The sequence below is a fragment of the Pontibacter silvestris genome (assembly GCF_020907275.1).
Lineage (GTDB): Bacteria > Bacteroidota > Bacteroidia > Cytophagales > Hymenobacteraceae > Pontibacter > Pontibacter silvestris.
Window position 1 is genome coordinate 284,819 of sequence record NZ_JAJJWI010000003.1, and the last position, 24,691, is coordinate 309,509.

Annotated in this window: 22 protein-coding genes and 1 pseudogene; 8 read left to right on the forward strand and 15 right to left on the reverse strand. The window is 41.9% G+C overall.

Going from position 1 to position 24,691, the window contains the following annotated elements:
* Positions 1-166: 166 nt before the first annotated feature.
* On the reverse strand, positions 167-814 hold the full coding sequence (locus tag LN995_RS04225) for a fasciclin domain-containing protein (protein WP_229958678.1): 648 nt from the start codon (positions 812-814) through the stop codon (positions 167-169).
* A gap of 129 nt (positions 815-943) precedes the next feature.
* Here LN995_RS04225 and LN995_RS04230 point away from each other — a divergent pair, with 129 nt between their 5' ends.
* Entirely contained in the window at positions 944-1,405 is a 462-nt protein-coding gene (locus LN995_RS04230; RefSeq protein WP_229958680.1) for a peptidylprolyl isomerase, read from the forward strand.
* Positions 1,406-1,565: 160 nt separating this feature from the next.
* On the opposite strand, the gene LN995_RS04235 is transcribed toward LN995_RS04230, so the two are convergent.
* Complete coding sequence (locus LN995_RS04235) at positions 1,566-2,330, reverse strand: ZIP family metal transporter (RefSeq protein WP_229958682.1); 765 nt, start codon at positions 2,328-2,330, stop codon at positions 1,566-1,568.
* Between the two features lie 358 nt (positions 2,331-2,688).
* Here LN995_RS04235 and LN995_RS04240 point away from each other — a divergent pair, with 358 nt between their 5' ends.
* From LN995_RS04240 to LN995_RS04260, 5 genes are all read left to right on the forward strand, one after another.
* On the forward strand, positions 2,689-3,993 hold the full coding sequence (locus LN995_RS04240; RefSeq protein WP_229958684.1) for a dicarboxylate/amino acid:cation symporter: 1,305 nt from the start codon (positions 2,689-2,691) through the stop codon (positions 3,991-3,993).
* A gap of 218 nt (positions 3,994-4,211) precedes the next feature.
* Entirely contained in the window at positions 4,212-4,943 is a 732-nt protein-coding gene (pxpB, locus tag LN995_RS04245; RefSeq protein ID WP_229958686.1) for a 5-oxoprolinase subunit PxpB, read from the forward strand.
* Positions 4,933-5,937, forward strand: coding sequence for a 5-oxoprolinase subunit C family protein (locus LN995_RS04250; RefSeq protein WP_229958688.1), 1,005 nt, complete (start codon positions 4,933-4,935; stop codon positions 5,935-5,937). Before pxpB ends, LN995_RS04250 begins: the two co-directional genes overlap by 11 nt.
* A 4-nt stretch (positions 5,938-5,941) precedes the next feature.
* Complete coding sequence (locus LN995_RS04255) at positions 5,942-6,703, forward strand: LamB/YcsF family protein (protein ID WP_317206928.1); 762 nt, start codon at positions 5,942-5,944, stop codon at positions 6,701-6,703.
* A 14-nt stretch (positions 6,704-6,717) separates the two neighbouring features.
* A complete protein-coding gene (locus LN995_RS04260) occupies positions 6,718-7,908 on the forward strand; it encodes an NRAMP family divalent metal transporter (protein WP_229958690.1) in 1,191 nt (396 codons plus the stop codon).
* A gap of 52 nt (positions 7,909-7,960) precedes the next feature.
* Here LN995_RS04260 and LN995_RS04265 read toward each other — a convergent pair whose 3' ends face one another.
* The 3 genes from LN995_RS04265 to LN995_RS04275 form a co-directional block, all read right to left on the reverse strand.
* Positions 7,961-8,692 carry a hypothetical protein gene (locus tag LN995_RS04265; RefSeq protein ID WP_229958692.1) on the reverse strand — a complete coding sequence of 244 codons (732 nt, stop codon included), beginning with the start codon at positions 8,690-8,692 and terminating at the stop codon, positions 7,961-7,963.
* 178 nt (positions 8,693-8,870) lie between these two features.
* Positions 8,871-9,404, reverse strand: coding sequence for a YceI family protein (locus tag LN995_RS04270; RefSeq protein WP_229958694.1), 534 nt, complete (start codon positions 9,402-9,404; stop codon positions 8,871-8,873).
* Between the two features lie 84 nt (positions 9,405-9,488).
* Positions 9,489-10,091, reverse strand: a complete 603-nt coding sequence (locus LN995_RS04275) for a TetR/AcrR family transcriptional regulator (RefSeq protein ID WP_229958696.1) — start codon at positions 10,089-10,091, stop codon at positions 9,489-9,491.
* A gap of 361 nt (positions 10,092-10,452) precedes the next feature.
* On the opposite strand from LN995_RS04275, the gene LN995_RS04280 reads away from it, so the two are divergent.
* Entirely contained in the window at positions 10,453-11,244 is a 792-nt protein-coding gene (locus LN995_RS04280) for an ion transporter (protein WP_229958698.1), read from the forward strand.
* A 167-nt stretch (positions 11,245-11,411) separates the two neighbouring features.
* Here LN995_RS04280 and LN995_RS04285 read toward each other — a convergent pair whose 3' ends face one another.
* The 8 genes and pseudogenes from LN995_RS04285 to LN995_RS04315 form a co-directional block, all read right to left on the reverse strand.
* The gene (locus tag LN995_RS04285; protein WP_394801829.1) at positions 11,412-11,774 is read right to left on the reverse strand and encodes a GNAT family N-acetyltransferase; all 363 of its coding nucleotides are present in this window, start codon (positions 11,772-11,774) and stop codon (positions 11,412-11,414) included.
* Entirely contained in the window at positions 11,774-11,959 is a 186-nt protein-coding gene (locus LN995_RS04290) for a hypothetical protein (protein WP_229958703.1), read from the reverse strand. The genes LN995_RS04285 and LN995_RS04290 overlap by 1 nt, the downstream gene beginning before the upstream one ends.
* Positions 11,960-12,037: 78 nt before the next feature.
* Complete coding sequence (locus tag LN995_RS04295; protein ID WP_229958705.1) at positions 12,038-13,285, reverse strand: cysteine desulfurase-like protein; 1,248 nt, start codon at positions 13,283-13,285, stop codon at positions 12,038-12,040.
* 396 nt (positions 13,286-13,681) lie between these two features.
* Positions 13,682-13,951: a hypothetical protein gene (locus tag LN995_RS04300; protein ID WP_229958707.1), complete on the reverse strand. Its 270-nt coding sequence runs from the start codon at positions 13,949-13,951 to the stop codon at positions 13,682-13,684.
* A gap of 78 nt (positions 13,952-14,029) precedes the next feature.
* Positions 14,030-14,887: a T9SS type A sorting domain-containing protein gene (locus LN995_RS22140; protein ID WP_394801830.1), complete on the reverse strand. Its 858-nt coding sequence runs from the start codon at positions 14,885-14,887 to the stop codon at positions 14,030-14,032.
* A gap of 345 nt (positions 14,888-15,232) precedes the next feature.
* Positions 15,233-18,496 (reverse strand): annotated as a pseudogene (locus LN995_RS04305) (lectin-like domain-containing protein); the annotation flags it as partial.
* A gap of 690 nt (positions 18,497-19,186) precedes the next feature.
* Positions 19,187-20,710 (reverse strand): sigma 54-interacting transcriptional regulator, encoded by a 1,524-nt coding sequence (locus tag LN995_RS04310; RefSeq protein WP_229958711.1) that lies wholly within the window; start codon positions 20,708-20,710, stop codon positions 19,187-19,189.
* A gap of 147 nt (positions 20,711-20,857) precedes the next feature.
* Positions 20,858-21,958, reverse strand: a complete 1,101-nt coding sequence (locus tag LN995_RS04315) for a vWA domain-containing protein (protein ID WP_229958713.1) — start codon at positions 21,956-21,958, stop codon at positions 20,858-20,860.
* Between the two features lie 177 nt (positions 21,959-22,135).
* Between LN995_RS04315 and LN995_RS04320 the strand changes: the two genes are divergently transcribed.
* Positions 22,136-22,417 (forward strand): DUF427 domain-containing protein, encoded by a 282-nt coding sequence (locus tag LN995_RS04320; protein WP_229958715.1) that lies wholly within the window; start codon positions 22,136-22,138, stop codon positions 22,415-22,417.
* Between the two features lie 113 nt (positions 22,418-22,530).
* Here the strand turns inward: LN995_RS04320 and LN995_RS04325 are convergent, their stop codons facing one another.
* Together LN995_RS04325 and LN995_RS04330 are read right to left on the reverse strand one after the other, a co-directional pair.
* Complete coding sequence (locus LN995_RS04325; protein WP_229958793.1) at positions 22,531-23,511, reverse strand: acyl-ACP desaturase; 981 nt, start codon at positions 23,509-23,511, stop codon at positions 22,531-22,533.
* A gap of 199 nt (positions 23,512-23,710) precedes the next feature.
* Positions 23,711-24,673, reverse strand: a complete 963-nt coding sequence (locus LN995_RS04330) for a glycosyltransferase (protein ID WP_229958717.1) — start codon at positions 24,671-24,673, stop codon at positions 23,711-23,713.
* Positions 24,674-24,691 lie beyond the last annotated feature (18 nt).

The following is a 24,691-nucleotide window of genomic DNA, read 5'->3' on the forward strand; positions in this document are numbered from 1 at the left end:
AAATTATGGTTAGGCAGAGAAATTGGGCTATAAAACTGTGCACACCAGATTACCTTATAAAGAAGCATTCGGGTATGACAACCATATAAACAAAAAGCCATTGCGCCAACAGAAGTTTATATCTGCTGCCACAGCGGCTTTCCTTAAGTTGATTTTTATCCTAAACTTAGCTGTTGTTGGCAGTAAGCACTTTATTTACAATGTGTACTGTGCCATTGCTACTCTCACCTTCTATATTTTCTACTTCAGCTCCGTTAACCATCACTTTGTTTCCTGATGTAGAAACCTGTAGTTGTTTCCCTCCTACAGTTCTTAGTACTGAGCCATCTTTCAGATCAGCATATTGAATCATGCCAGAGACCACGTGGTTATTTAACAACTCTGCTAACTGCTGCTTATTTTCAGGTTTCATCAGGTCCTCAAAAGTATTTTCTCCAATTGCTTCAAATGCCTTATCGGAAGGAGCAAACACAGTATATGGCCCTGTTCCGTTAAGGGACGTAGTTAGATCTGCTTTTTTTATGGCAGAAGTAAAAGTAGTTAACTTGGGACTGGAGGTTATATTGGCTACAACATTTTGTGACGGGAACATCTCGTTTCCTCCTACATTAGCACTTGTAAGAGGTGCCTCATCAGTGTTAGCCCGAGAATAATGGGAAGCAGGGTTCACTTTGTTCTCCATCCGCAGATCAGGAGATCTAGCTTCACGTTGGGCCTCATTTTTACTATTTTCTTCATTAGTACCATTACAGCTTAAAAGCAGAGTACTGAAAAGTAAACTTATAGATAATGCAAATAACTGTGTTTTCTTCATAGCTTTATAGTATTATTGTGCTTTTTCATGCGATCTGGCTAGCCTTCTGATAAGCTTGCCTAATAATATTAAACTAGAAATTGTGTACTTTTGTTTTATACATTACAGTACATAAAACAAGAAGAAATAATGAAGACAGCAGACATTCATACTGCCAAAGGGGTAATGAAAGTAGAATTTTACGAGAAAGATGCTCCTAACACAGTTCAAAACTTTATAGATCTTGCCAACAAAGGCTTTTACGATGGTCTTACTTTCCACCGTGTTATTCCTGATTTCGTTATTCAAGGAGGCTGCCCTAACTCAAGAGAGGGTGCCAAAGGAACACCAGGTACAGGAGGCCCAGGTTATAAAATAGACTGTGAACTTAACGGTGAAAACCAGTACCACGACCGTGGCGTGCTTTCTATGGCACATGCAGGCAGAAACACAGGAGGCTCTCAGTTCTTTATCTGCCACAGCCGCAAAAACACAGCTCACCTGGACCGCAACCACACTGTTTTTGGTAAAGTAGTAGAAGGCCTGGATGTAATTGATCAGATCAAGGCAAACGACAGAATTGAAAAGGTTGTTGTAAACGAGGAAGCTTAAGAAAGCTGCTAAAGCTTTTCTCAGGTAGGAAGGTAAAAGGAGTCTACTTTTTCCTTTCTACCTGAACAATAAAAAGCCCGGGCTATCAATCCGGGCTTTATTGCTTAAACTGAACTAGAATAGTAACATACAACTTAGTTGAGGCAGAACATTGCCTTTATTAAGCTCCTCCTAAGTGGTTTAACACAAAAGCTGTTAAAAAACCCAGGACAGTTATTAACCCGGTAAAGTTATGCGCTTCTTCAAATGCCTCCGGTATCATGGTATCGGAAAGCATAGCAAGTATGGCACCTGCCGCCAAAGCGGTGGTAGCTGCAATAACACCCGGCGGAAAGCCACTGAAAACAGCATATCCTAAAAGAACGGCTATACCAGAGATAACGGCAATACTAAACCAGACACCAAAGATGTACTTTCGGGAGCGCCCTGCCTTTTTCATACCTGCCGAACTAGAAAGCCCCTCTGGCAGGTTAGACAGAAATATAGCTGCCACAGCCACTAAGCTTACGGCTCCGCCAGCAATCATACTTATACCTATTACAATAGACTCAGGTATTCCGTCTATTAGCGCTCCGATAGCCATTGCATGCCCGCTACCACTGTTATCTTCCTCTGATGGCTGCTGATGCCCTGACCGTTTCCGATGCTTCGCCCCTTGCTTAGCCAGTACCCAGTTAGCAAGGGTATAAATGGCTGCACCGCCCAAAAAGCCTAGCGCCGTTGGGTAGAAACCTCCTTGTTCATATGCTTCACTCATCAGGTCAAAAGACAAGGCAGAAATGAGCACACCACTGCCAAAAGCCATAATAGCAGCAACAACATGTTGCTTAATAGGTATATAATATCCCATTGCCGCACCAAGCAGCAGTGCAGATCCGGCAAGTAATCCCCATAGACCTGCCTTTAACCAAAGCGGAAATATCATAAGTATCATTTATCAGAGGCAAAACTCTCCTATCTAACGGCATATACCATAATCTGTTTGCGCTATAAAAAGTAGTTATCCTGTATCAGCAACTCCCTCTGGATTTACACCGTTACCAGCAGAACAGTCCATTTCACTTAATGTAGCACAAGCAGAGTATACTAACCTGCCATTGCATTTTTTGCTATTACTAAAGTATCTTTCCAATATTTTATTAGCTTAATGCGGATTTATCGTTAGCTTTAAGTTATTCGGTATCCGTAGAGGCTTCCTATATCGCCTGCCTCGGCTTTAGTGATACCATGCTCTAAACTAGTTAAAATAAAAAAAGGGCTGATGCCCCGTCACCTGCTACTATATGAATAAACTTGCTTTGCATTGGCTGATCCTTATAGGTATGGCCTTAGGCATATTATGGGGAATGTTCGCCAGTTCTGTTGGCCTTGTAGAGTTTACAACTGACTGGATAAGACCTTTTGGCACCATATTCATCAACCTTCTTAAGCTTATTGCAGTACCGTTGGTACTTGTTTCGCTCGTTACCGGAGTTTCCAGCCTTAGTGATATAAGTAAGCTTTCACGCATCGGGTCTAAAACAGTGGGGGTTTACTTGTCTACAACCGTAATTGCTGTTGTCTTGGGTTTGTTACTGGTTAATGTTTTTCAGCCTGGCAATGCTTTCTCGGCAGAAAAACGAGAAGAGTTTAAGAAGCAGTTCGCTGCCACTACTACACAGCGCTCTTCAGACGCAGCAACTGTAAAGCAGCAGGGGCCTTTACAGCCGCTCATTGATATTGTGCCAAGCAATATATTCGGAGCCCTGACAGATAACGGGCGAATGCTGCAGATTATCTTTTTTGCGCTTCTCTTTGGTATTGCCCTTATTTTAATTGCCCCGGAAAAAGCTGCTCCTGTCATTAGCTTTTTTGACGGAGTTAATTTAGCCATATTGAAGGTAGTAGACATTATCATGAAAATGGCTCCTTATGGCGTTTTTGCCTTGCTGGCTGGTTTGGTAGTGGAATTTGCCGGAGATGACCCTGCTTCAGCCATTGAACTGCTGCTGGTATTAGGCTACTATTGCATTGTGGTATTGATCGGGCTGGCTTTTATGGTTTTTGTTACATACCCGATATTGGCAACTACGATAGGTAAAATAAAATATGGTGATTTTTTTAAAGGATTGTTTCCTGCCCAAATGCTTGCTTTCTCCACTTCCTCCAGTGCAGCCACGTTGCCTGTAACTATGGAGCGCTGTGAGAAGAACCTGGGCATTTCCAGGGAAATAACTAGTTTTGTATTACCGCTGGGTGCTACCATTAACATGGATGGCACAAGTCTATACCAGGCTGTTGCTGCCGTTTTTATTGCCCAGGCTTATGGCATTGACCTTACCTTAGGAGACCAGATAGGCATTGTTCTTACCGCTACGCTGGCCTCTATCGGCACTGCCGCCGTACCGGGTGCCGGTGTTGTAATGCTTGTAATCGTACTGCAACAGGCAGGTATCCCCATTGAGGGTATAGCACTCATTCTCGCCCCTGACCGTATCCTGGACATGTGTCGTACTGTGGTAAATATTACGGGTGATGCGACAGTATCTATGATGGTGGCACGAACAGAGGGAGAGCTACAAACTCCTGTGCCAACAAATGAAGTGTAAAGTTTGGCTGTAACAGTAAAAAATTGTGATGCCGTTCCTTTATAAGTGTTCCAGGTAAAATTGCATCAAAATAGTAAACAGAGTTTTTCTTATCAGTTTATATATCTTACATTAAACTTGTAAATATTACCAGACATAGCCTTGTATGCAACACTAATAAACAGTCTCCGTTTCTGATTAACTGTTAAAAGAGAAAATGGCTGTAAAACATAATAAGCATGACCCTAAATGATGTACCCTTATTTAAAATGTTTCCGCTTGGTGATGCAGCCATTGTTTTACAATTCGGAGAAGAAATCTCTTTAAGCATACACAACAAAGTAAAAGCTGTAGCAGCGCACCTGGATAAATACCCTTTTTGGGGAATGATAGAATATGTTCCGGCTTTTACCACTGTCACCATCTATTACAACCCCTGGGTAATAAGTGAGAAAGGGAATTACAACCCTTATGAAAAAGTAGTGGATATTGTGCTGGACCTGATGACGCATGTTGAGGAAGAAGAAGGACTAGCCCCCAGAGTAGTAGACATACCTGTGTGTTATGGTGGTGAGTTTGGCCCTGACCTTGAGTTTGTGGCTACCCAGAATCAATTAACACCAGAAGAAGTTATTTCTATTCATGCTGGTGCAGAATACCTCGTTTACATGATTGGCTTTGCTCCCGGCTTTCCTTATTTAGGCGGCATGAGTCATAAAATATCCGCTCCGCGAAAAGAAACACCAAGAACTGTTATTCCGAAGGGCTCTGTTGGCATTGCCGGTGTACAGACAGGCGTATATCCTATTGAAACACCAGGCGGTTGGCAGCTGATTGGGCGTACGCCCCTACGCCTGTTCAACCCTTTTCTGGATTCGCCAAGTTTGTTGAAAGCAGGTGATACAGTACGTTTTGTACCTATCTCTAAAGAAGAATTTAACGAGAGAAAGGAGCAGGTATATGAGCATTAAAATAGAAAAGGCAGGGCTGCTTACTACTATTCAGGATACAGGGAGATATGGCTATCAGAAAGATGGTATTATTGTAAGTGGCGCTATGGATGCAACAGCATTGCGTATTGCCAATTTACTTGTTGACAACAACGAAAATGAGGCTGCCATTGAAGTAACGCTCGTAGGTCCTAAAATCCGCTTTCATGAAAACCATTTGATTGCTATTACTGGTGCAGACTTAGCCCCTGAAATTGATGGAGAGCAAGTACAAATGTGGCGGCCTGTTTATGTAAAAGCAGGAAGTTTGCTACAGTTTAAAGGTCCCGTTAATGGTAGTCGTGCTTATATAGCTATTTCTGGAAGCATTGCTATTCCGAAAGTGATGAATAGCTACTCCACCTACTTACGGGCAGAATTCGGTGGCTTGAACGGTAAAGCCTTACAGGCAGGCGATGTTATTCCCTGTAAAGATCCGGCAACAGACATACTCGCTCTACTCAAGAAAAGAGGACTAACCAACAGCGACAAAGCTTTTATTGAAGTAAAATGGAAACTGGCACCGCAACTTTACCCGGCTTATGAGGAGAACCCTACTATAAGGGTAGTGAAAGGCACAGAATATGAGTTGTTTTCAGAAAGCAGTAAAAGCTATTTGTGGAAAGAGAAATTTCAGATAACATCACAGTCTGATCGGATGGCCCATCGGTTGCAGGGAGTAAACTTATCGTTACAAGAAGATACAGAGCTTATCTCCAGTGCGGTAACGTTTGGCACTATACAAGTTCCTGCGCAAGGCAGCCCCATTATATTACTGGCAGACCGCCAGACAACCGGAGGCTACCCTCGCATTGCACAGGTGATAACGGCTGATTTCTCACAACTAGCCCAGATACAGCCCGGCAAAATTGTTCGGTTTACAGAAGTAACACTACAGCAGGCACAGCAGCTTTATGTAAAGCAGGAGCAAAATATAGAGCAAATCAAAAGGGCATTAGATATCAAAAGAAGTTAAATTAATGGCATTGTTTACAGTTGATCTTAATTGTGACTTGGGCGAAAGCTTTGGAGTTTATAACCTGGGCAACGATGAGGAAGTTTTGCAATATGTTACTTCGGCTAACATAGCCTGTGGCTTTCATGCAGGAGATCCTTCTGTTATGAAAAAGACAGTAAAGCTTGCCCTGAAACACAATGTAGCCATTGGTGCACACCCAGGCCTGCCCGACCTGGCAGGGTTTGGCCGCCGCAGCATGGCTATCTCACCTGAAGAGGCCTTTGACATGGTTATGTACCAGATAGGTGCCTTATCGGCTTTCTTACAGGCAGAGGGCGCGTACCTGCACCATGTAAAACCACACGGGGCGCTTTATAATATGGCATCTGTAAACAAAGAATTATCAGAGGCTATTGCTGAGGCTATTTATAAAGTAACTCCCAATGCTATTTTATATGCCCTGGCAAACAGCGAACTTATAAAAGCCGGAATCAGGATTGGGCTTAAAACGGCTAACGAAGTTTTCGCAGACCGCACTTACCAGCAAGATGGCACCTTAACCTCCAGAAGATCTCCTGACGCGTTAATCACGGATCACGATCAGGCTGTGAAGCAAGTAGTGCGGATGGTGAAGGAAAACAAAGTGTTATCACAGCAGGGAGAAGATATCGCAATTCAGGCTGAAACTGTTTGCATTCATGGAGACGGACCACATGCTCTTGCCTTTGCCCGCCATATTAGGGAAGTACTGTTACGTGAAGCAGTAACTTTACAGGCCCCGTAAAAAGATCATCCATAATGAAGCAAAAAAGAAACTGGAGTGTGTTGCTTGGTGCAGCATTTCTGATGGCAACTTCTGCCGTAGGCCCTGGCTTTTTAACCCAAACCACCGTTTTTACACAGACACTTGCGGCCAGCTTTGGCTTCGTTATTCTTACCTCTATTATACTGGACATTGGTGTTCAGTTAAATGTGTGGCGGGTTATTGCTGTTTCAGAAAAGCACGCGCAGGACGTAGCAAACATGGTGTTGCCTGGTTTAGGAGCCTTTATATCGGTACTTATAGTTTTGGGCGGACTGGCTTTTAATATTGGCAATATTGGCGGTGCAGGTTTAGGCTTTAATGTTTTGTTTGGTATTTCCCCTGAAGCCGGTGCTGTAATAGCAGCTGCAATTGCCATTGCTGTTTTCCTGGTGAAAGAAGCCGGCAAAGTTATGGACCGCTTTGCACAGGTTATGGGGCTGCTTATGATTATCCTGATCGTGTATGTCGCCATTACGTCCTCTCCCCCGGTAGGGGAAGCCATCGTTAAAACATTTGCTCCTGATAAGATAGATCTTATTTCCATTATTACGCTGGTAGGCGGCACAGTAGGCGGTTATATTACCTTTGCAGGTGGCCATCGCTTGCTCGATGCAGGTATAAAAGGGAAAGCTGCTTTATCAGAGGTAAACACTAGCGCCGTGTCAGGCATTATGGTGGCCTCTATTATTCGTATTTTTCTTTTTTTGGCTGCCTTAGGTGTGGTTAGCCAGGGGCTGACGTTAGATGCAACTAACCCACCCGCTTCTGTTTTTAAGTTGGCTGCCGGAAACATTGGCTACAAATTATTTGGCGTGGTGATGTTATCTGCTGCCGTTACCTCTGTTATTGGCTCGGCTTATACTTCAGTTTCCTTCCTTAAATCATTCAGCAAATATGTAGAGCAACATGAGAACTGGATGATAATTGGCTTTATAGCTGTATCAACTACTGTATTTATAGGTATTGGCCGCCCGGTGAGCCTGCTTATTTTAGCAGGTGCCTTAAATGGTCTTATCTTGCCGGTCACATTAGGAACCATTCTTTTTGCAGCGTATAACAAAAACATAACAGGCGATTATAAGCACCCGGTGCTGCTTACTGTTTTTGGTGTGCTGGTTGTACTTGTAATGGCTTATATGAGTGGGTATACCCTACTTGAGCAGCTTCCCCAACTATTTTCTTAGTTCTAAGCTTCTTATCATTACATGGCAACTCTCTCATTAAGTTATCTGTGAGCTATATTGACAGTAGAAGTGCGGCATAAGCAGCCGCTCCCATTATGAATGCCCAATACCTACTTTTACGGTTTTCAGGCAGCTCCTCTTTCAATACGTTCAATATAACGCCGCCTCCCACAAAGGCAGTAACTAAAACAATAAGCGTATGCGATAGCTCTACCAGATAGCCTGTAGCCCAGCCTAAGAATATAGCCAGTACCAATACCCAACGCCCCACATGCTGATACTTTTCACGATGGTGCTCTAACAGGCCAAAGTCGTTTACTACAAAGTGAAGTGCCATAGCCACAGAAAAAAGAAAAAGCTGTTGGAGTGTTCCCTCTTCTCTTTGGAAAAGAATATATCCTATTAAGGCATTATATACAGCAAAGGAGCCAATGTGCACCCAAAAAATTCCAGGTGATGTTTCTTCTTTGCCCTCTTTAGCTTGCCGCTTTTGCTTTGATGTAACCACGGTACGTTCCAACCCATAAAAAATGGCAAGACCAAGCAGGGCCATAATGTATACATGGTGCCTTAAGAAACCTTCACCAGGAAACACCCGCTGCACATGTTCCTGCCCTTCATTCAGTTCTGGAAATAAATGCAAAAACACATACGCTACCGATACACCACCTGCTGCTGAGAGCCATATACTACGAGGTACCCCACCTAAAAACCTGAGACGAGTTCCAAAGAAGTGAATAAGGGCCAGCGCCAGTACTGGCCATATTGATACATAATGTTCCATAGCAACAACTACCTAATCGAACGTTTTAGGGTTTCTGCTTTTGCATTGCAAGAGCAGAGTAAAGAACATGTGTAATTGTTCTTGTCGTTCTTGTTTCCTGCTAGCCCCATGTATTAAAACAAACAGAGCTGTCCGAAATTTGGAACAGCCCTGTTTGTAAATAAAGAAAACGCTGAGGTTAAGCTTGCTTTACTAGCTGCACTTCACCTTGAATTTTCAACTCCTCTCCTAACATTACACCACCTGTTTCAAGTGCTGCATTGTAGTTAATGCCCCAGTCTTTCCGGTTAATTTTACCGCTGATGGAGAAACCTGCTTTTACATTGCCCCATGGGTCAGTAGCAACACCATTATCTTCAACAACAAGCTTTACAGGCTTTGTTGTTTCTTTTATAGTTAGATCACCATACAAGTTGAACGTATCATCATCTACTCTTTCAATTTTGGTTGAGACAAACTTCATATTCGGATGGCTTTCTGCTCCAAAGAAGTCTGCGTTACGTAAATGCTCATCCCGTTGCTCGTTATTAGTGTTGATAGAAGCAACGTCAACATTTGCTACTACTTTTGCATTTGAGAAATCATCATCCTCTGTTTCAGTCTCTACATCGAACTTAGTGAACTTTCCTGTAACGTTGGAAATCATCATGTGCTTAATTTTAAAGCCCAATTCGCTGTGAGACAGGTCTAATGCCCATTTCGTTGTTGCCATAATGTTATGTTTAAATGATTGTTTAATGAATTTTTTGGTAATTATATTTTACTGTTGTTATATCTTTCAACACTATCAGATAAACTATACTTTCATACTTGAGATAAAGCCACTGATAAAATCCTGCAACACTAATTGGTTTAATTCTTCTTTGTCCTGATCTCCTCCCATCATATTGATAGACACTAAGCCATGCAGCATAGACCAAAAAGTATGCAGCTTCAGGAAAGGGTCTGTTTCAGGATTTTTACCAATAGCTATTAATTTCTTAACTGGCTGTAAAATCAGCTCACTAAAAGTACTCAATTCACTTATCTGGTTTACTGTTTCACAGGAAGGGATTCCCAAACCATACATTACCTGGTAGTAAGCTTTATTATCGAATGCGAATCTCCAATATGCATAAGCCATTGCTTCTATTTGGCTTTCAGTACTAACAGTTCCCTCCTGAGCTTTTATCAGTGCTGTATTTAACTTTTGAAACCCTTGCTTTGTCAACTCTAGCAGAATAGCTTCTTTATTCGCAAAATGATCATAAATTACAGGAACACTATATTCAATAGCTTCCGCTATTTTACGAATAGACAGCGCCTGCCATCCTTCCTGAACCACCAGTTGCCATGCGGCTTCCAGTATGGAAGATCGCAATTCCTCTTTATGCCGCTTCTTTCTTTCTGCTATTCCCATTTGCCACGTGTTATTTTACCTAACAGTGTTAGCAAAATTAAGAAATTCATTTCTACTTTGTCAAGAACAGAGTGACTAAGTTTTATATTTTAGCACATTATGAATGTCTTCACAGCTGTAGCTTAACACTAGACAAGACAGCCAGAGAACGTTTTTAGCCGCAATAGCACCAAAGTAACTACCATAGCTTATTAGCCAAACAAGTAAGTGATTTTTGGTATCAAGAGTATCAGAGCAACAGGTATGTTATTTATGTTGGTTTTGCATGTTAAGAATATGCTTGTCCAGTTAAGACAGTTTGCCACGGCAGGTATGATATGCTTAATTTGTAGCATTGTCTAATAGTGCCTTCCATTAATAAATGAAAAAAAGAATTTACAACTTATTGTCTGTTTCAAAAACACCTGGTGACACAAGTTGGTGGTTTGATCTCTTTCTTATCATTCTCATTTCTCTGAATGTTATTGCCATTGTTATTGAATCTGTAGAACCTATCAGGCAAAAATATGAAGCCCTTTTTAAGGGACTGGAACTTGTTTCTGTTATAATTTTCTCGATAGAATACGTACTACGAATTTGGACAGCTAATGAAATCAAAAGGTTTCACAGGCCTATAACAGGTAACATTCGCTACGCTTTAACACCTCTTGCAATTGTTGACTTATTTGCAATTCTACCTTTCTACCTGCCATTTATTGGTTTAGACTTAAGGGTTGTAAGAGTCATGCGGCTTTTCAGATTATTCCGCCTGTTTAAGATAGCTCGCTACGTTAAAGCACTGACTGTGATTAACAACGTATTTAAAGAAAGAAGAGAAGAACTTTTCATTGCTATTATATTTACTTTCTTTCTACTTCTTTTTACTTCAACACTTATGTACTATGTTGAGCATGAGGCACAGCCAGAGAGCTTTGCGAGCATTCCGGAGACAATGTGGTGGAGTATTGCGACATTAACTACAGTTGGCTATGGTGATATCTATCCAATAACAGCACTTGGAAAGTTGTTAGGTGGAATAATTGCCGTTTTAGGCATTGGACTGTTTGCCCTGCCAGCAGGTATCTTAGCTTCAGGATTCTCTGAGCATCTTACCAAAACAAACAGCAAAAAAGACTGTTGCCCACATTGCGGGCAGGAACTGAAAAGAGGATAAAACACCCTCAGCATCCTTTTAGTAAGGTAAAGAAAGAGTAGTACAGAAGTAACTGCTCTATTGCAGTTGGAATTAGATATGATAAAACACAGGCTCCATTAGAGGCTAAAGTTTTCTTACCATAGTAGACTTTGTATTAGTAAAGCCTCACATGGGTAAGAAAACTTTTAGTTACCAGAATAATTTTGAAAGTTCCTGTTAAACCAGGCCATTGGAACATCAGCTTCAAAAGCACCAGTTTTGTTATTGATTCTTTTCTCAAGCCTTCCTTCCACTACAAAACCTATATTTTTATAGAATTCAATCGCGTTACTTTCACGTGCTACAAGTTCAACACGTATAATATCGTTTCTGTTGTCTTTAATGTACGTTAGAAGAGTTGTAAAAAGTAGTTTACCAAGCCTCTGGTTCTGAAAACCTGAATAAACAACAATGGTTAACTCAGAAAGAACGTGACTAAAAATTCTTGGCTTTAACTTATAGCAATGCACCTCTGCTACTAAAACATTTTTGTCAATAGGGTGCTTAATTAATAAGCAATACCGTTGGCAAGAGCCTTTTGCAAATGGTCAGACACATAGGCAGGCATTATGTCATCTTCCACCCTCGCTATTCCTCCTATAGTTTTCGCTACCTGTTTATAAAGATTAGATATTTTGCCTTTGTCCCTCGCTCGGCAAGTTTTACTGTATAATGCATCAAAAGTACAGTTCATTATCTGCAATAAAGAAAACATATTAAGAGATTATGGTTTAAGAAAAAGCCATCCTTCAGAGAGGATTGCTTTTTCACACTACTTTTTAGTATTAATGGCAAGAAACTCTTTCAGGCCTTTCTGGAATAGTTTAACTTCTTCCATAGTATTATATGGAGCAAAGCCAATACGTACCCAGCCGCCCATAGGGTTTACATCTAGCTTATCAGCCATGGTGGAAGCATAAAAATGTCCATCGGCAATACACATGTTATAGTTTTCAGCAAACCATTTGGTTACCTCTCTGGCATTTATGTCTTTTATAGTAAAAGCAAACGTTGGGGTCTTATGCGTGCCTGCTGGCGAACGGTAAAGATGCACTTCCGGTATTTCATTCAGAAAGCTTTCTACCATGTTAGCCAGTTCTGTTTCATAGGCTTCTATGTGCTCCATAGCTGATCGCAACCTTTCTTTTCGTGTAGCGCCTTCGCCTAAATTTTCAATAAAATTGATAGCTCCGGCTAAACCTGCTATGGCCTCATGGTTTTGCGTTCCTGTTTCTAATTTGTCAGGTATCTCTACCGGAGCAGGTTGTAGCTTATACACTGGCAACTTCTTAAAAAGCTGTGAAGTAACAACTGCCATACCAATGTGCGGACCGAAAAACTTATAAGCTGAACACAATAAAATATCACACCCCATTTTTTCGAAGTCAATAGCCAGATGAGGTACAGCATGCACTGCATCTGCCACTACTATAGCACCTACTTTCTTTGCTCTTGCTACTATTCTGGCTATGTCTGTTACGGTGCCAGTTACATTAGAAGATAGGCCAACAGCCACTAACTTTGTTCTTTCTGTAATAATATTGTTTAAATTTTCCAGTTCCAGTGAGTAAGTAGCAGGGTTAAGCTCTATGAATTTAGCTACGGTTCCTCTGTCTTTGGCAAGCGCAAGCCAGGGATCAACATTTGCCCGATGGTCTAGTTCTGTTACCACAACCTCATCGCCTTCCTCAATAAATGCAGCTAAACTTCTGGCAATAGAAAAGGCAAGGCTGGTCATGTTCTGCCCAAAGGCTACTTCTTCGGGTTTACAATTCAGGAAGTCAGCAACAGCGCTGCGGCTGGCAACAATGGTATCTTCAGTGCTTACGCTTGTCGGAAAGGCACCGTGTAAATTAGCCATGCCGCTGAAAATATAAGCTACCATAGCATCTACTGCCTGCCGTGCCATTTGTGTTCCGCCAGGGCCATCGAAAAATATAAGCGGTTTTTCTTTATCTATGGTGTTTTGTAATGCTGGAAACTGAGCTCGGACTTGTTCTATAGGAAATACATTGGTCATATTGTAGAGGGTCTTGTTGTCTGGTTAAAGGTGAATAACTTAATGTGACAGGCACAGCCTAAGCTTTCTCAAATTAATGTGAAATTAGAACAAGTAAAAGTTTATTTATTAAACTGCCGCTGGTACAGCTTATATACTGCTTCCGGTTATTTTCTTTTCTGAGTTGCGTATAAAAAAGGCAGAAAGTTGTTTAACTTCCTGCCTTTTTATCAACTAAAGAAATTTAATGTAGAGAAAAGCTGCTGATAGTTTATTCTGGTGTTTGGGTTCCACTCCTTAACAATCATCATCGTCTTCATAAGCAGACCTGCCTGGCATTAAGAATATCCTGCCGGTCTCTTTCTACCTGCCCTAGCAGGAGACACTTTACTTAACTTGTACAGCGCAAGACCTTTTCTAAGCTACACGCAGGCAAGTAGAATTCGACAAGCTTAATCGAATTTGTTCTTCAGAGTTATAATGAGAAATAAAGTCACGTTTACGCCAGGTAAATTTCCCTGGCTCCTGCATCAGCACAACTTTAGTTCTTTTTCCTACTGCTATAAGGCCGATGCCACGCTTTTTACACAAATCTAACAGATAATTCCTTAAGCTGGTATTCCAGAAACAAAGGCTGCTAATAGACACTCCAAGCCATTGCTGGTCTGCAGACTGCTTCTTCAGCATATCAACTATCCTTCTAACCTTATTTTTAAATTAGCCAACGAGTGAGAGTCCAGTATATTTAATCTGCCAGACCTCGGTCTAGCGTTTAATCATGCTAATAGTCTGTATAGTTCCTTTACCCTGGATCTGAATAATGTACTTTCCAGTCGATAGCGCATGCACATCCAGTTCCTGCTCAACCTCGTTGTTTAGCGTCTTTTGTTGAATTGTGCGACCCTCCATGCTAATGATGCGAACAGTGTAGTTATCTTTAGGCAACATGTCCATATTCAGATGAACGATATCTGACGCCGGGTTTGGGTACAGCTGTGCTTTTGTAATGCCATCACTCTTTAGAGTAGTAACAGAGACAACATGGCTATACTCATAATCACCATTTAGACCCACTTGCTTAAGGCGGTAGTATACTGTGCCAATTGGAGAACTCTTGTCGGTGTAGCTGTAGTCGAGAAGCTGGTTGCTGCTGCCTGAGCCCTTCACCTTTCCAATATTCATGAACACTTTACCGTCCGTGCTACGCTCTATCAGGAAGTGATCATTATCAACTTCAGTGGCAGTTGTCCAAGAAAGAACATTCCCCCCCGGCTTCTCAACTGCTGTAAATTTAACAAGTGTTACCGGAAGCGAATTTAAGACCATAACAGGTATTGTGTAAGTAGCAGGTGAAGCGTCGGCAACACCTTCGGCATCTATTACTGTGTAATGGAAAGTTACGTCTGATGTGGCATTAGCTACTGGTTTATATACTAAAGTATTGGCCTGATCCCAACTGTAGTCCTTATCAGCCTCAGCTGGCACAGCGTTAATAGTTAATAAACCAGTTACCGGGAGTGTCGTGATACGGAAATTTGCCAGGGTACCATCATAATCAACACCAGAAAGCGGAGTAAGTTTAACTTCTGTGGCCTCCTCAGCCAAATCGCTTTCAGAATACATTATATCTTTTGCCTCAGGTTCTCTATTTATTGGGATTGTAAAAGTAGCAGGAGTTCCGTCAACTGCCCCCTCAGAGTCTTTAATGGAATAACTGAAGGTTATATCATCCGGGTTTTCTGTAACCGGATCATACGTAATCAAGTTTCTGGAAGACCAGGCATAATCAGTTATAAGGTCTGCTACGACACCATCTATATACAATTTTCCTGCACTTGGTAATGAATTAAACCTGAAAGAAGCCACCATACCATCTGCGTCACTACCTGGCAACGCGTCGACTGCTGTAGCTGCTGCCGTGCTAATAAGCGCAACTGAGTTTGTATAGTTTATCGCAACCGGAGATTGGTTGTACTTAATCTGGCAAACAGACTGCTGGTTAACTAAAGTACCCGTACTGGCAGTAAAGCCGAAGTACACTTGTGGGTTATCACTAAACACCTCATTTACAATATCTGCACTATAACTGGTACGAAACTCACCATCAAAATAAACCGAAAGTGTGTTTAAATCTTTTACCCAGATGATTTTTACTGCGTGATCGGCTCCATCTTCTGTATTGTTGCTCGTGCTGCTCATTTGTACTGGTGTTGTTACAGGCTCCGTAACTTTGCCATTAAGAAAAAAGCCTACATGGTCTGCTGACAGATCATTGCTACCATTATCGTAGGTATCAAACTCTACACCCACAGAAGGAGCTATATTCTGGAAGCCCAAACCCTGCCCACTTTCCCCTTTGGCAAACAATGGATTTGAAGCCTGCTGCTGTAACCCAAAGGCTACACCGTCAGCACCATTATCATTACTACCTAAATTAATGTTAAAGCTGATCTCAAATGACTTTGTTAAGTCAATAGGCGTAACAGACCAAACCTCCCCCTGCCTAAACTCTTCAGGTAAAGTTAATGTATAACAGTTTTCTCCGTTCTTTGTCGCATCGCTGTTTGCCTGGAAAGCATCCGAATTTATTGTTATAGTTACAGGAACAGTGGATATGCCCCCTTTACTGTCTGTCGTGGTGATATTTGTTGTATAAACTCCTTCTTCAACTGCGTTGTTATTAACTGAAACAGCTCCTTGGGTATTCAGTGTCAGGAAACCAGGAAGTGCACTACCTGAAACAGTGGCGCTAGTAATAGTACCATCCGCATCTTTGGCTGTTGCTACAACTAAACCAACAGTAATGGCATATCTTGAAAACACATTAGGAGTAGTATAAACTGCCGCTCTATCTGACACAACCGGAATAGTATAAGTGGCCGTTACAGTAGCACCTCTGTCATCAGTGGCTGTAAAATTAAATGTTGCCTCGCCAACAAAACCAGCATCAGGCTTATATGTAATGTCGTTAAGCTTTCCGTTGGTTGCGGTGTATGAATCTGTTGTACTGGTTACAGGTGCTCCATTAATATAGAGTGTACCGGAGGTTGGCAAAACTGATATTCTGAAACTGGCAATAGTGCCGTCAGAATCAGTAGCGGTTAAAGGACTAATAATGGTGGCTGCAGCCGTATTTGGTATAGCCGGAGAAAAAGTAATATTGCTGGCAGTTGGTGCACTGTTCGTAATTGTAACATTTTCCGCAGTACTTGACTCTGCAATATAGTTAGCGCCAGCAACAGTAGTAGATGCACCTGTTTCATAAGCAATATTATAAGCATCCCCCCCTGTAGCAGGAGAAATTTTACGGGTGGCAGTTTTGCGAGTAGGGTCGAGGTATGTAACTGTAACCCCATTCTGGTAAGTGCCATCACCTACAGTTTTAGCAATGTTAACCGTAAACGTAATGCTCACATTGCTTCCGGATGGAAGAGTAAAGGTCCCCCAGTTTAGTGTCGTATTACCGTTAACAGGAAAAGTGGAAGCAGGACCAAGGCTAACTGCACCGGTAGTGGCATCGCCTCCATTGTCGGCATAAACACCATCGCTGTAATCTATAGAGTTATGAGAGGCAAAGCTAAAGCCTGCTGGTAGCACATCTGTAACAGTAACCCCTTGAGCTGCCCCACCTGTGTTACTTATTTTTATGCTATAAGTAGCTGTTGCTGTACCATCTGTAGCACGGGTTATATTGGCTGAGGAAGTTGTTTTAGTTACTGTTAAAACAGGTAAACAGTTAGAACCAGAGGCAGAATTGGTAAGCGTTGCAGTACTTAATGCTTCATTTTTCACACCATCTTCACCATCTACTGCACCAAAAGCCCCTGAAGAGTTTGCGGAACCAGCATAGCCTTTTTCTACACTACTGGAAGCATTGAGAGCAGCATTAGCCATAATAACACCGCCACCGCCACCGCCGCCAGGCCCATGACCTTTGCCATTGCTACCGCCTATACCACCTTTTGCATTTACAGTGACATTATTTAGGCCATTAGCAGCAGTAAGCAATACTGTTCCGCCTGCCCCACCGCCGCCAGTACCATCGTAACCAGCAGTATAGCCACTTGCACCATTAGCACTTATAGTACCTACATTAGCTGCTATAGAACCTGCACGCACCATTACTATACCTCCACCGGCTGCACCACTACTGGCAAACCCATTGCCCGGCGTACCAGACCCGTCGTTAGTGCTACCCGCACCGCCGCCGCCGCCCATTACTACACGCGTTCCGGCTGTGCTAAACGGAGCTCCTCCTATACCACCTATAGGTTTACCTGTAGGCAGACTCGGGTTTGAATTCCATGAGTTACCTCCCTGGCCTCCGGCGCCACCGTTGGCACCGCCGCCGCCGCCAGAGTTCTGGTCATTTATCTCAGGGCTACCATCAGTACCACCACCGCCTGCGTTGCCAGGGGCACCACGCCCCATGCTTCCGTTAACATAACCTTCTACACCAGTATATGTCGGTGTAGTACCACCAAAGTTTACAAAGGCAGGAGTACCTGCAATCCCTTCTCCCTTTTGAGCGTTTGCATCGTTAGTAGACAGTGTCCTGTAATCAGTTTCGCTACCACCTGTTCCGCCCCTCAATCGTCTTCCAGCTCCTCCTCTAAAGCCTTTACCGCTCACATCAATTGCCTGGTTGTTAAAGTTTAGGAAACCAGCTACATCCATAGCTACAATACCACCTGTCGATCCATCCCATGCAGGGCTGGTAATAGTGGACATTAAGGTTGCAGTGCTATATTGTGGCACACGTACTACTTGAAACCGTTTCTGGCCTTGTGCACCATAATCAGCATGTATGTAAGAGTTCTTGAGGTGTGCCACTGTAAAAGCTCCATTCTCGATCTGGCTGATGGCCATGGCATACTCATAGGTACCAGCTACGTTATTTGACAAAGTACCGTACGTATTGGTATTGGTTACATCCATATCAGCTCCCTGCATCTGGATAATCAAAACTAAGTCACCTTGTGAAATGGGGGTTGTATTTCCACTGGCATTAGCTGGCCCTACAGAAACGGAAACATTATCTCCGGCTGTTACAGACGCTGTACCTGGATAATAGGTATTTACAATTGTGCTTGTACTATTTAGTATGCCATCTTTACCCGGTGAAGAGCAAACCTGTGCAAACAATTCGAAGTTTACTGACAGAAAAAACAATAGAAGACTAATGAAGCAGATGCTACACCTTTTGGCCTGATTAAAAATAGAGGTCAGCATATTAATATATAGTTTAAAATCAACTGTTATAATGTTAACAAGTCAAAATTAACTAAATATAGTTTAATACTTATATATTAATTATTAATTTTTAACTAATCATCTTGCATAAAAGACATAACTTAAAACTAAACTATAAAAATAATACAAAATTTGTTTTTGTATTATTAAAAGCAAAAATATAATATATAATCAAAAACACTTACTATATAAACATAGAGCTACTTCATAAGCTTAAATCATGCATAATACTACTCATAGTACATATACATATTATACTAAAGTGATCGAACAAAATAATTTTAGCTTATCTGTGACTAACTTTAAAGTTGTGGCACTAAACGAGCAGTAAACCTTCTTGAGTTAGTGGGCTTCCATAGAGTGATACCATCTAAGATGATTTCACTTATATAAGAGGTGTTAAAATGTAACTTGCTATTTTGTTAAGTTCAAAGGAAAGAGTATGCCGCACCTTATTATATCCAATGATTGGCTTGATATGCCCTTGCGCGACTCACCATTTACTTGGAGGATTACTGCGCAGGATATCAAAACTATTGGTAATATGCTTTATAAAGCTTATCTGAGAGAATTAAATATGCTTAACTGTAATAAAGAACAAAGGCAGAAAGCTACTTAACTTTCTGCCTTTTTATTATAATTCATAATTAACTACAAATAATAATTTCCTTAGTAGTTATCATCGTCTTCATCCTCATCACCAAAACTTGGCATCGAGAACATACCGCTTAGCAGGTCTTTAAACTGAAGGCCAGCAGTAAGTCGGTTCTTACTTAACTGACTGTGTTCCGCCAAGCCATGAAGTGCAAACTCCATCATAAACAGCTTCTCATCTCCTGTAGCATCCTTCTGATATTTCTCTACCAGTTCTGCCAGACCAGGAACTACCTGCAGTGCCTTTTTATAATCTGCGACAGAAGCGTCATTTAAAATATCTACAGTATTCCCATCACCAAACCAATCTGTAATGGCTTTATAGGAGTTTCCCTGTTTCGCTTTTTTCGCTTTATCCGGATCTGGAAAATAATTCAGGAATTGTGTACGAATGGCCTTGCCCATCAGCACCTGTGCCACATGGCCGGCTCCCTCCTGTTCTCCTTCGTAAACCAGTTCAACCTTACCTGTAACGGCTGGTATGGTGTTCAAAAAGTCTGACACACGCACATACGTTGCATCTTCTCCATTTAGTAAAGCGCGTCGTTCCGCAGCACTAACTAAACTTTCGTATGCTGATATAGTTAAACGTGCCGATACACCACTTTTTGCATCTACATACTCACTTTCGCGTGCCTCAAAAGCAACCTGCTCAATAAGGTCACCAATAATTTCATTGGTTTGTACCAGTTGCTTCTGCCCTTCTTTTACAATAGCTTCCTGCTTGGTAATTCTCTTGCCAATTTCAATAGACTTCGGATAGTGCGTAATAATCTGGCTGTCGATACGGTCTTTTAATGGCGTTACAATAGAACCACGGTTTGTATAGTCTTCCGGGTTGGCTGTAAACACAAACTGTATGTCTAATGGTAAGCGTACTTTAAAGCCTCTTATCTGGATGTCGCCTTCCTGAAGAATATTAAACAAAGACACCTGGATACGCGCCTGTAAATCAGGAAGCTCATTAATAACGAATATTCCGCGGTGTGAACGTGGAATCAGCCCGTAATGTATCACACGCTCATCAGAATAAGGCAGTTTCATTGTGGCTGCTTTTATAGGGTCAGCATCCCCAATCAGGTCAGCTACTGACACATCAGGGGTAGCTAATTTCTCAGTATAGCGGTCTGAGCGATGCAGCCAAATTACAGGTGTATCATCGCCATGCTCCTGCACCTGGTCTTTTGCAAAGCGTGAAAGTGGTTGCATCGGGTCATCGTTTAACTCAGAGCCCTGCACTACCGGAATATACTCATCCAGCAGGTCAATCATCTGACGAGCAATACGTGTTTTAGCTTGCCCGCGCAAACCTAACAGGTTTACGTGGTGCATAGAAAGAATGGCCCGCTGCATATCAGGAATTACAGTCTCTTCATATCCCCATATTCCCGGAAAAACGTCTTCTTTGTTCCGCAACTTTTCTATCAGGTTATCCCGTAGTTCCTGCTTTACGGTCTTTGGCTCATAGCCTGCTGCTTTCAGTTGTCCTAATGTCTTTATCTGTAATAGCTTCTCTGCTGGAATATCTTTATAATTCATCTTTTACTTTATCAGGTAAACAATTTTCAGTTACTAATAACTGAGTTTTATATAGTTGATGCTAATTCTGCTCTAGGGTTAAGTAAAGGCTATTTTAAACCTAACCAGGAAGAACAGCTTATTCCACATAGACCATATGGAATAAACCTAAAATGTTTTTTTCCGGTTACGACGGTAATCGCGGAAGACAAGATGCCCTAAACCTTTCAGGCTGCTATAGTATGCCTGCCCATTGTTCACTTTAGTAAACTCCTCTACGAACTGCTGTAGGTATGGGTCAGAGGCAATCATAAAAGTAGTAATAGGCACTTTAATACGGCGGCATTGTGCCGCAAGGTTCAGCGTCTTATTCACTACTTTCCGATCCAAGCCAAAACTATTCTTATAGTAATGTATGCCTTCTTTCAGGCAGGTTGGCTTACCATCTGTAATCATAAAAATCTGTTTGTTAGCTGTCTTACGCTTGCGCAGAATGTCCATGGCTAACTCCAGGCCTGCCACTGTATTGGTGTGATACGGCCCTACCTCTAAGTAAGGCAAGTCTTTTATCTCTATCTGCCACGCATCGTTACCAAACACAATAACATCAAGTGTGTCTTTTGGGTACTTCTGCTTCACCAACTCTGCCAGCGCCATGGCTACTTTTTTGGCTGGTGTTATCCTGTCTTCTCCGTACAATATCATAGAGTGTGAGATATCGATCATAAGCACTGTAGATGACTGTGACTTATGCTCTGTCTCATTTACCTCCAGGTCCTGCTCTGTAAGTCTAAAGTCTCCAAGGCCATGGTTTATCTGAGCATTACGAATAGAGTCGGTCATGGAGATTTGCTCCAGTGTATCACCGAATCTGTACTCCCGGCGGTCAGTAGTAGCTTCGTCGCCAGTGCCTGTATGCGGAGTAGCATGGTTTCCTTTACCGCTTTTTTTCAGTTTACCGAAGATTTCTTCCAGCGCACTTTTACGAATGCCTTGCTCACTTTTTGCTGAAAGCTGAAAAGATCCCTGTCGCTGCGGATCTTCATCTAAATATCCTTGCTTCTTAAGATCTTCAATAAAATCTCCAATACCATAATCATCCCCCGTAAGCTTGTACTGTTTGTCTAAAGAGCTGAGCCACGAGAGTGCTTCGGCTACATCACCAGAGGTAACGGTAACCAGTTGCATGAATATCTTTAAAAGTGAATCGAAATTTGGTTTGTCTTCCTGTGGCGGAACGTATTCTGAAAAGCGAAATCCTAAAGCCATAATAATATCTGTATTTATTTGTTACAACAACAATAGCAGACGGAATGTTCGCCTCCTACAGTGTTACAGCTCTAAAGTGCAGCTAACACTTCTAATATAAGTTATAAATCAATAAGTATAAACATTTTATAGACGTAAACAGTAGATTATTTATATTCAATAAAATCTTTCAGACCTATGAAAGCAATATGGAACAACATAGTTATTGCCGATAGCGACAAAACTATTGAGGTAGAAGGTAACCAGTACTTTCCCGCTAACACCGTTAAAAAAGAGTTTCTTGAAAACAGCAGAACCCACACTAACTGCCCCTGGAAAGGCGAAGCAGCGTATTATCATGTAAAAGTAAATGGTGACGTAAACCCTGATGCCGCCTGGTATTACCCCAACCCAAAGGATGCTGCAAAAGGAATAAAAGACCATGTAGCCTTCTGGAAAGGAGTAACGGTAAAAGAATAATCTTCATACGCGTACGCTACAGCAAAGTATAATCTCTTTTAAAAAGAAAAGGACAAAAGCATCAGGTTTTACTCCTTTATCTTTTGTCCTTTTTTTGTACTTCTTTTCTGTAATTAGTCTATCCAACGGAATTTATACTCCAGTTGAGGTGGTTTCATACGGTCTGCCACGCGCTTCAATCGGTTAGGCAGTCCCATCACGTAATCACGGGCACGTTCACCGGCTTCGTTCAGACCTGATATAGATTCAATTTTCCAATCATTAATCAGGTTATCCAGAATAGCCGTATAATCATGCGAAGTGTATACTCCAATACGCTGTGCGGCATCGGTAAAATGGCCGAAAGTCTTACCTAACTCCACTCCCAACTCACGCATATAATGTGCCGGCATCACAATCTTCTTACGCATCATATCTTCAAAAGCCAACATCATTTCACTAGGGTCTGCTTCGAATATTTTGCTCACAAAGGCTCTATAAGCTTTTGCATGTCGGGCTTCGTCTGCAGCAACGTTGCCGCAAAGTCTTGCCAACACGTTATCTCCTTCCTGTTTAGCTAGCTTTGCCACGCGCCGGTGAGAGATATTGGTAGCCATTTCCTGGAAGCTAGTGTATACAAAGCTACGATATGGATCATTATCTGTCTGCAGATCAAAACCATCGGCTATCAGGTATTGCGTTGAAGCTTCCATCTCGCGCATGTTTATACGCCCGCTCAGGAAAAGGTAACGGTTTAGTATATCTCCGTGTCGGTTCTCTTCGGCAGTCCAGCCACGGTTCCACTTAATCCAAGGGCTATCAGCTTCTTGTGGCATGCCTTCTATAGTCATTAACCAGCTTTCATAGGAAGGCAGCGCTTCTTCTGTAATGGTATCGCCAACAAGAACAGCTAATAAATCATAGCTTAAGTCACGAGCGCGCTCACGCAAAGCTTTTACCTCATCCAAAAAATTATCAAGTCTTGAGTCAGGCAAAAGATCTGCAGGCTGCCAGCTTTCTTCTACCGTTTTAAGGAACTCAGAAAGGTTTTCACCAACGAAATCCTCCATCCATCTTAATACTTCTATACGGGAGGCAAATGGAGCTGTAATCATGTTGTTCATGTTTGTTGAATGTCAAATATACTTATTATATACCATATTTTAACAGCCAAATTGTTTAACATATTTAGCAAATTGTTAAATAGCTGAAAAAGCGAGGGTATAAGACTATAAGTGTTTATTACGTAAAAAAACAATTTTGTTATACCTCAAGCTAAAGATACTTTTTCTTGTACCACAAGTATCAGTATAGTTATGTACCATACCTGATGCGGTAGTAGAACCGGCGTGCAAAACTAAAGCTCAATTTATACTTAGAAAGCAGGAGCAAAAATATGTAAGAGAGAGGCAAGCGAGCCTCCTTCTTTAACAGCAAAAGCAACGCCTTTGCTTCTTCAAAATTGTCTGTCAGGTAAGCATGACGGGCCTCGTACTTCAGGCGCTGTACCAAAGCACGTTTCTCTTCGGCCGTCTGCACTAAACGAGCTGCTTTTTCGCATACCTTTATAGTGGAAGCCAACAACCTGTTCCCTTTCCCATACCAGCTTTTTGATAAAGAGGAGGCATGCACCCGCCGTTTTGTTGTTACCTGATCCAGATAAAAATATTGATAAAGTTTCGATGATCTTATCCAAAAATCAAAGTCTTCGTATGCCAGCGATTCGTCATATCCCTTTAGCGTCTCCAACACTTGGCGGCGCACCATCATAGTTGGCGGACAGATGATATATTGCTGCAGCAGCTCTTTAAAGATGTACCCGGATGGAGCAAAAGAAAGAAGCCGGCCCTTTCTGTCCCGTTTATAATGAAAGCCAATGGGCTCTGAATTATCATTTATGTAAGCAGCATCAGTATAAATGACACCGTAGCTTTGGTCTAGCTGTGTAAAGGCTGTAATCTGTTTCTCTACCCTGTCTGGCAGCAGGACATCATCGGTAGCAAAGTCAATTAGATAATCACCGTTACTGGCACGCCACCCCATATTAAAAGCAGTGCAGTTACCCCGGTTATACTCTGTGCTGATAAACCTTATTTGTGGGTTTGCCTCCAGATATGTTTGAATGATGTCAGCACTTCCGTCTGTACTGGCATCATCCACCACAACTACTTCAATGTTTGGGTATGTCTGAGCCAGCACTGAATTCAGTGCCTCCGTCAGAAAACGCTCATGGTTATAGCATAAACATATAATAGAGACAAGTGGAATAGTGCTCATAAAGTAAAACCAGGTAAC

Coding starts and splice junctions, on each gene's coding strand:
- LN995_RS04225 (WP_229958678.1), bottom strand. CDS start 814: ATGAAGAAAACACAGTTATTTGCATTATCTATAAGTTTACTTTTCAGT.
- LN995_RS04230 (WP_229958680.1), top strand. CDS start 944: ATGAAGACAGCAGACATTCATACTGCCAAAGGGGTAATGAAAGTAGAA.
- LN995_RS04235 (WP_229958682.1), bottom strand. CDS start 2,330: ATGATATTTCCGCTTTGGTTAAAGGCAGGTCTATGGGGATTACTTGCC.
- LN995_RS04240 (WP_229958684.1), top strand. CDS start 2,689: ATGAATAAACTTGCTTTGCATTGGCTGATCCTTATAGGTATGGCCTTA.
- pxpB (WP_229958686.1), top strand. CDS start 4,212: ATGACCCTAAATGATGTACCCTTATTTAAAATGTTTCCGCTTGGTGAT.
- LN995_RS04250 (WP_229958688.1), top strand. CDS start 4,933: ATGAGCATTAAAATAGAAAAGGCAGGGCTGCTTACTACTATTCAGGAT.
- LN995_RS04255 (WP_317206928.1), top strand. CDS start 5,942: ATGGCATTGTTTACAGTTGATCTTAATTGTGACTTGGGCGAAAGCTTT.
- LN995_RS04260 (WP_229958690.1), top strand. CDS start 6,718: ATGAAGCAAAAAAGAAACTGGAGTGTGTTGCTTGGTGCAGCATTTCTG.
- LN995_RS04265 (WP_229958692.1), bottom strand. CDS start 8,692: ATGGAACATTATGTATCAATATGGCCAGTACTGGCGCTGGCCCTTATT.
- LN995_RS04270 (WP_229958694.1), bottom strand. CDS start 9,404: ATGGCAACAACGAAATGGGCATTAGACCTGTCTCACAGCGAATTGGGC.
- LN995_RS04275 (WP_229958696.1), bottom strand. CDS start 10,091: ATGGGAATAGCAGAAAGAAAGAAGCGGCATAAAGAGGAATTGCGATCT.
- LN995_RS04280 (WP_229958698.1), top strand. CDS start 10,453: ATGAAAAAAAGAATTTACAACTTATTGTCTGTTTCAAAAACACCTGGT.
- LN995_RS04290 (WP_229958703.1), bottom strand. CDS start 11,959: ATGAACTGTACTTTTGATGCATTATACAGTAAAACTTGCCGAGCGAGG.
- LN995_RS04295 (WP_229958705.1), bottom strand. CDS start 13,285: ATGACCAATGTATTTCCTATAGAACAAGTCCGAGCTCAGTTTCCAGCA.
- LN995_RS04300 (WP_229958707.1), bottom strand. CDS start 13,951: ATGCTGAAGAAGCAGTCTGCAGACCAGCAATGGCTTGGAGTGTCTATT.
- LN995_RS22140 (WP_394801830.1), bottom strand. CDS start 14,887: ATGTATTCTGAAAGCGATTTGGCTGAGGAGGCCACAGAAGTTAAACTT.
- LN995_RS04310 (WP_229958711.1), bottom strand. CDS start 20,710: ATGAATTATAAAGATATTCCAGCAGAGAAGCTATTACAGATAAAGACA.
- LN995_RS04315 (WP_229958713.1), bottom strand. CDS start 21,958: ATGGCTTTAGGATTTCGCTTTTCAGAATACGTTCCGCCACAGGAAGAC.
- LN995_RS04320 (WP_229958715.1), top strand. CDS start 22,136: ATGAAAGCAATATGGAACAACATAGTTATTGCCGATAGCGACAAAACT.
- LN995_RS04325 (WP_229958793.1), bottom strand. CDS start 23,511: ATGATTACAGCTCCATTTGCCTCCCGTATAGAAGTATTAAGATGGATG.
- LN995_RS04330 (WP_229958717.1), bottom strand. CDS start 24,673: ATGAGCACTATTCCACTTGTCTCTATTATATGTTTATGCTATAACCAT.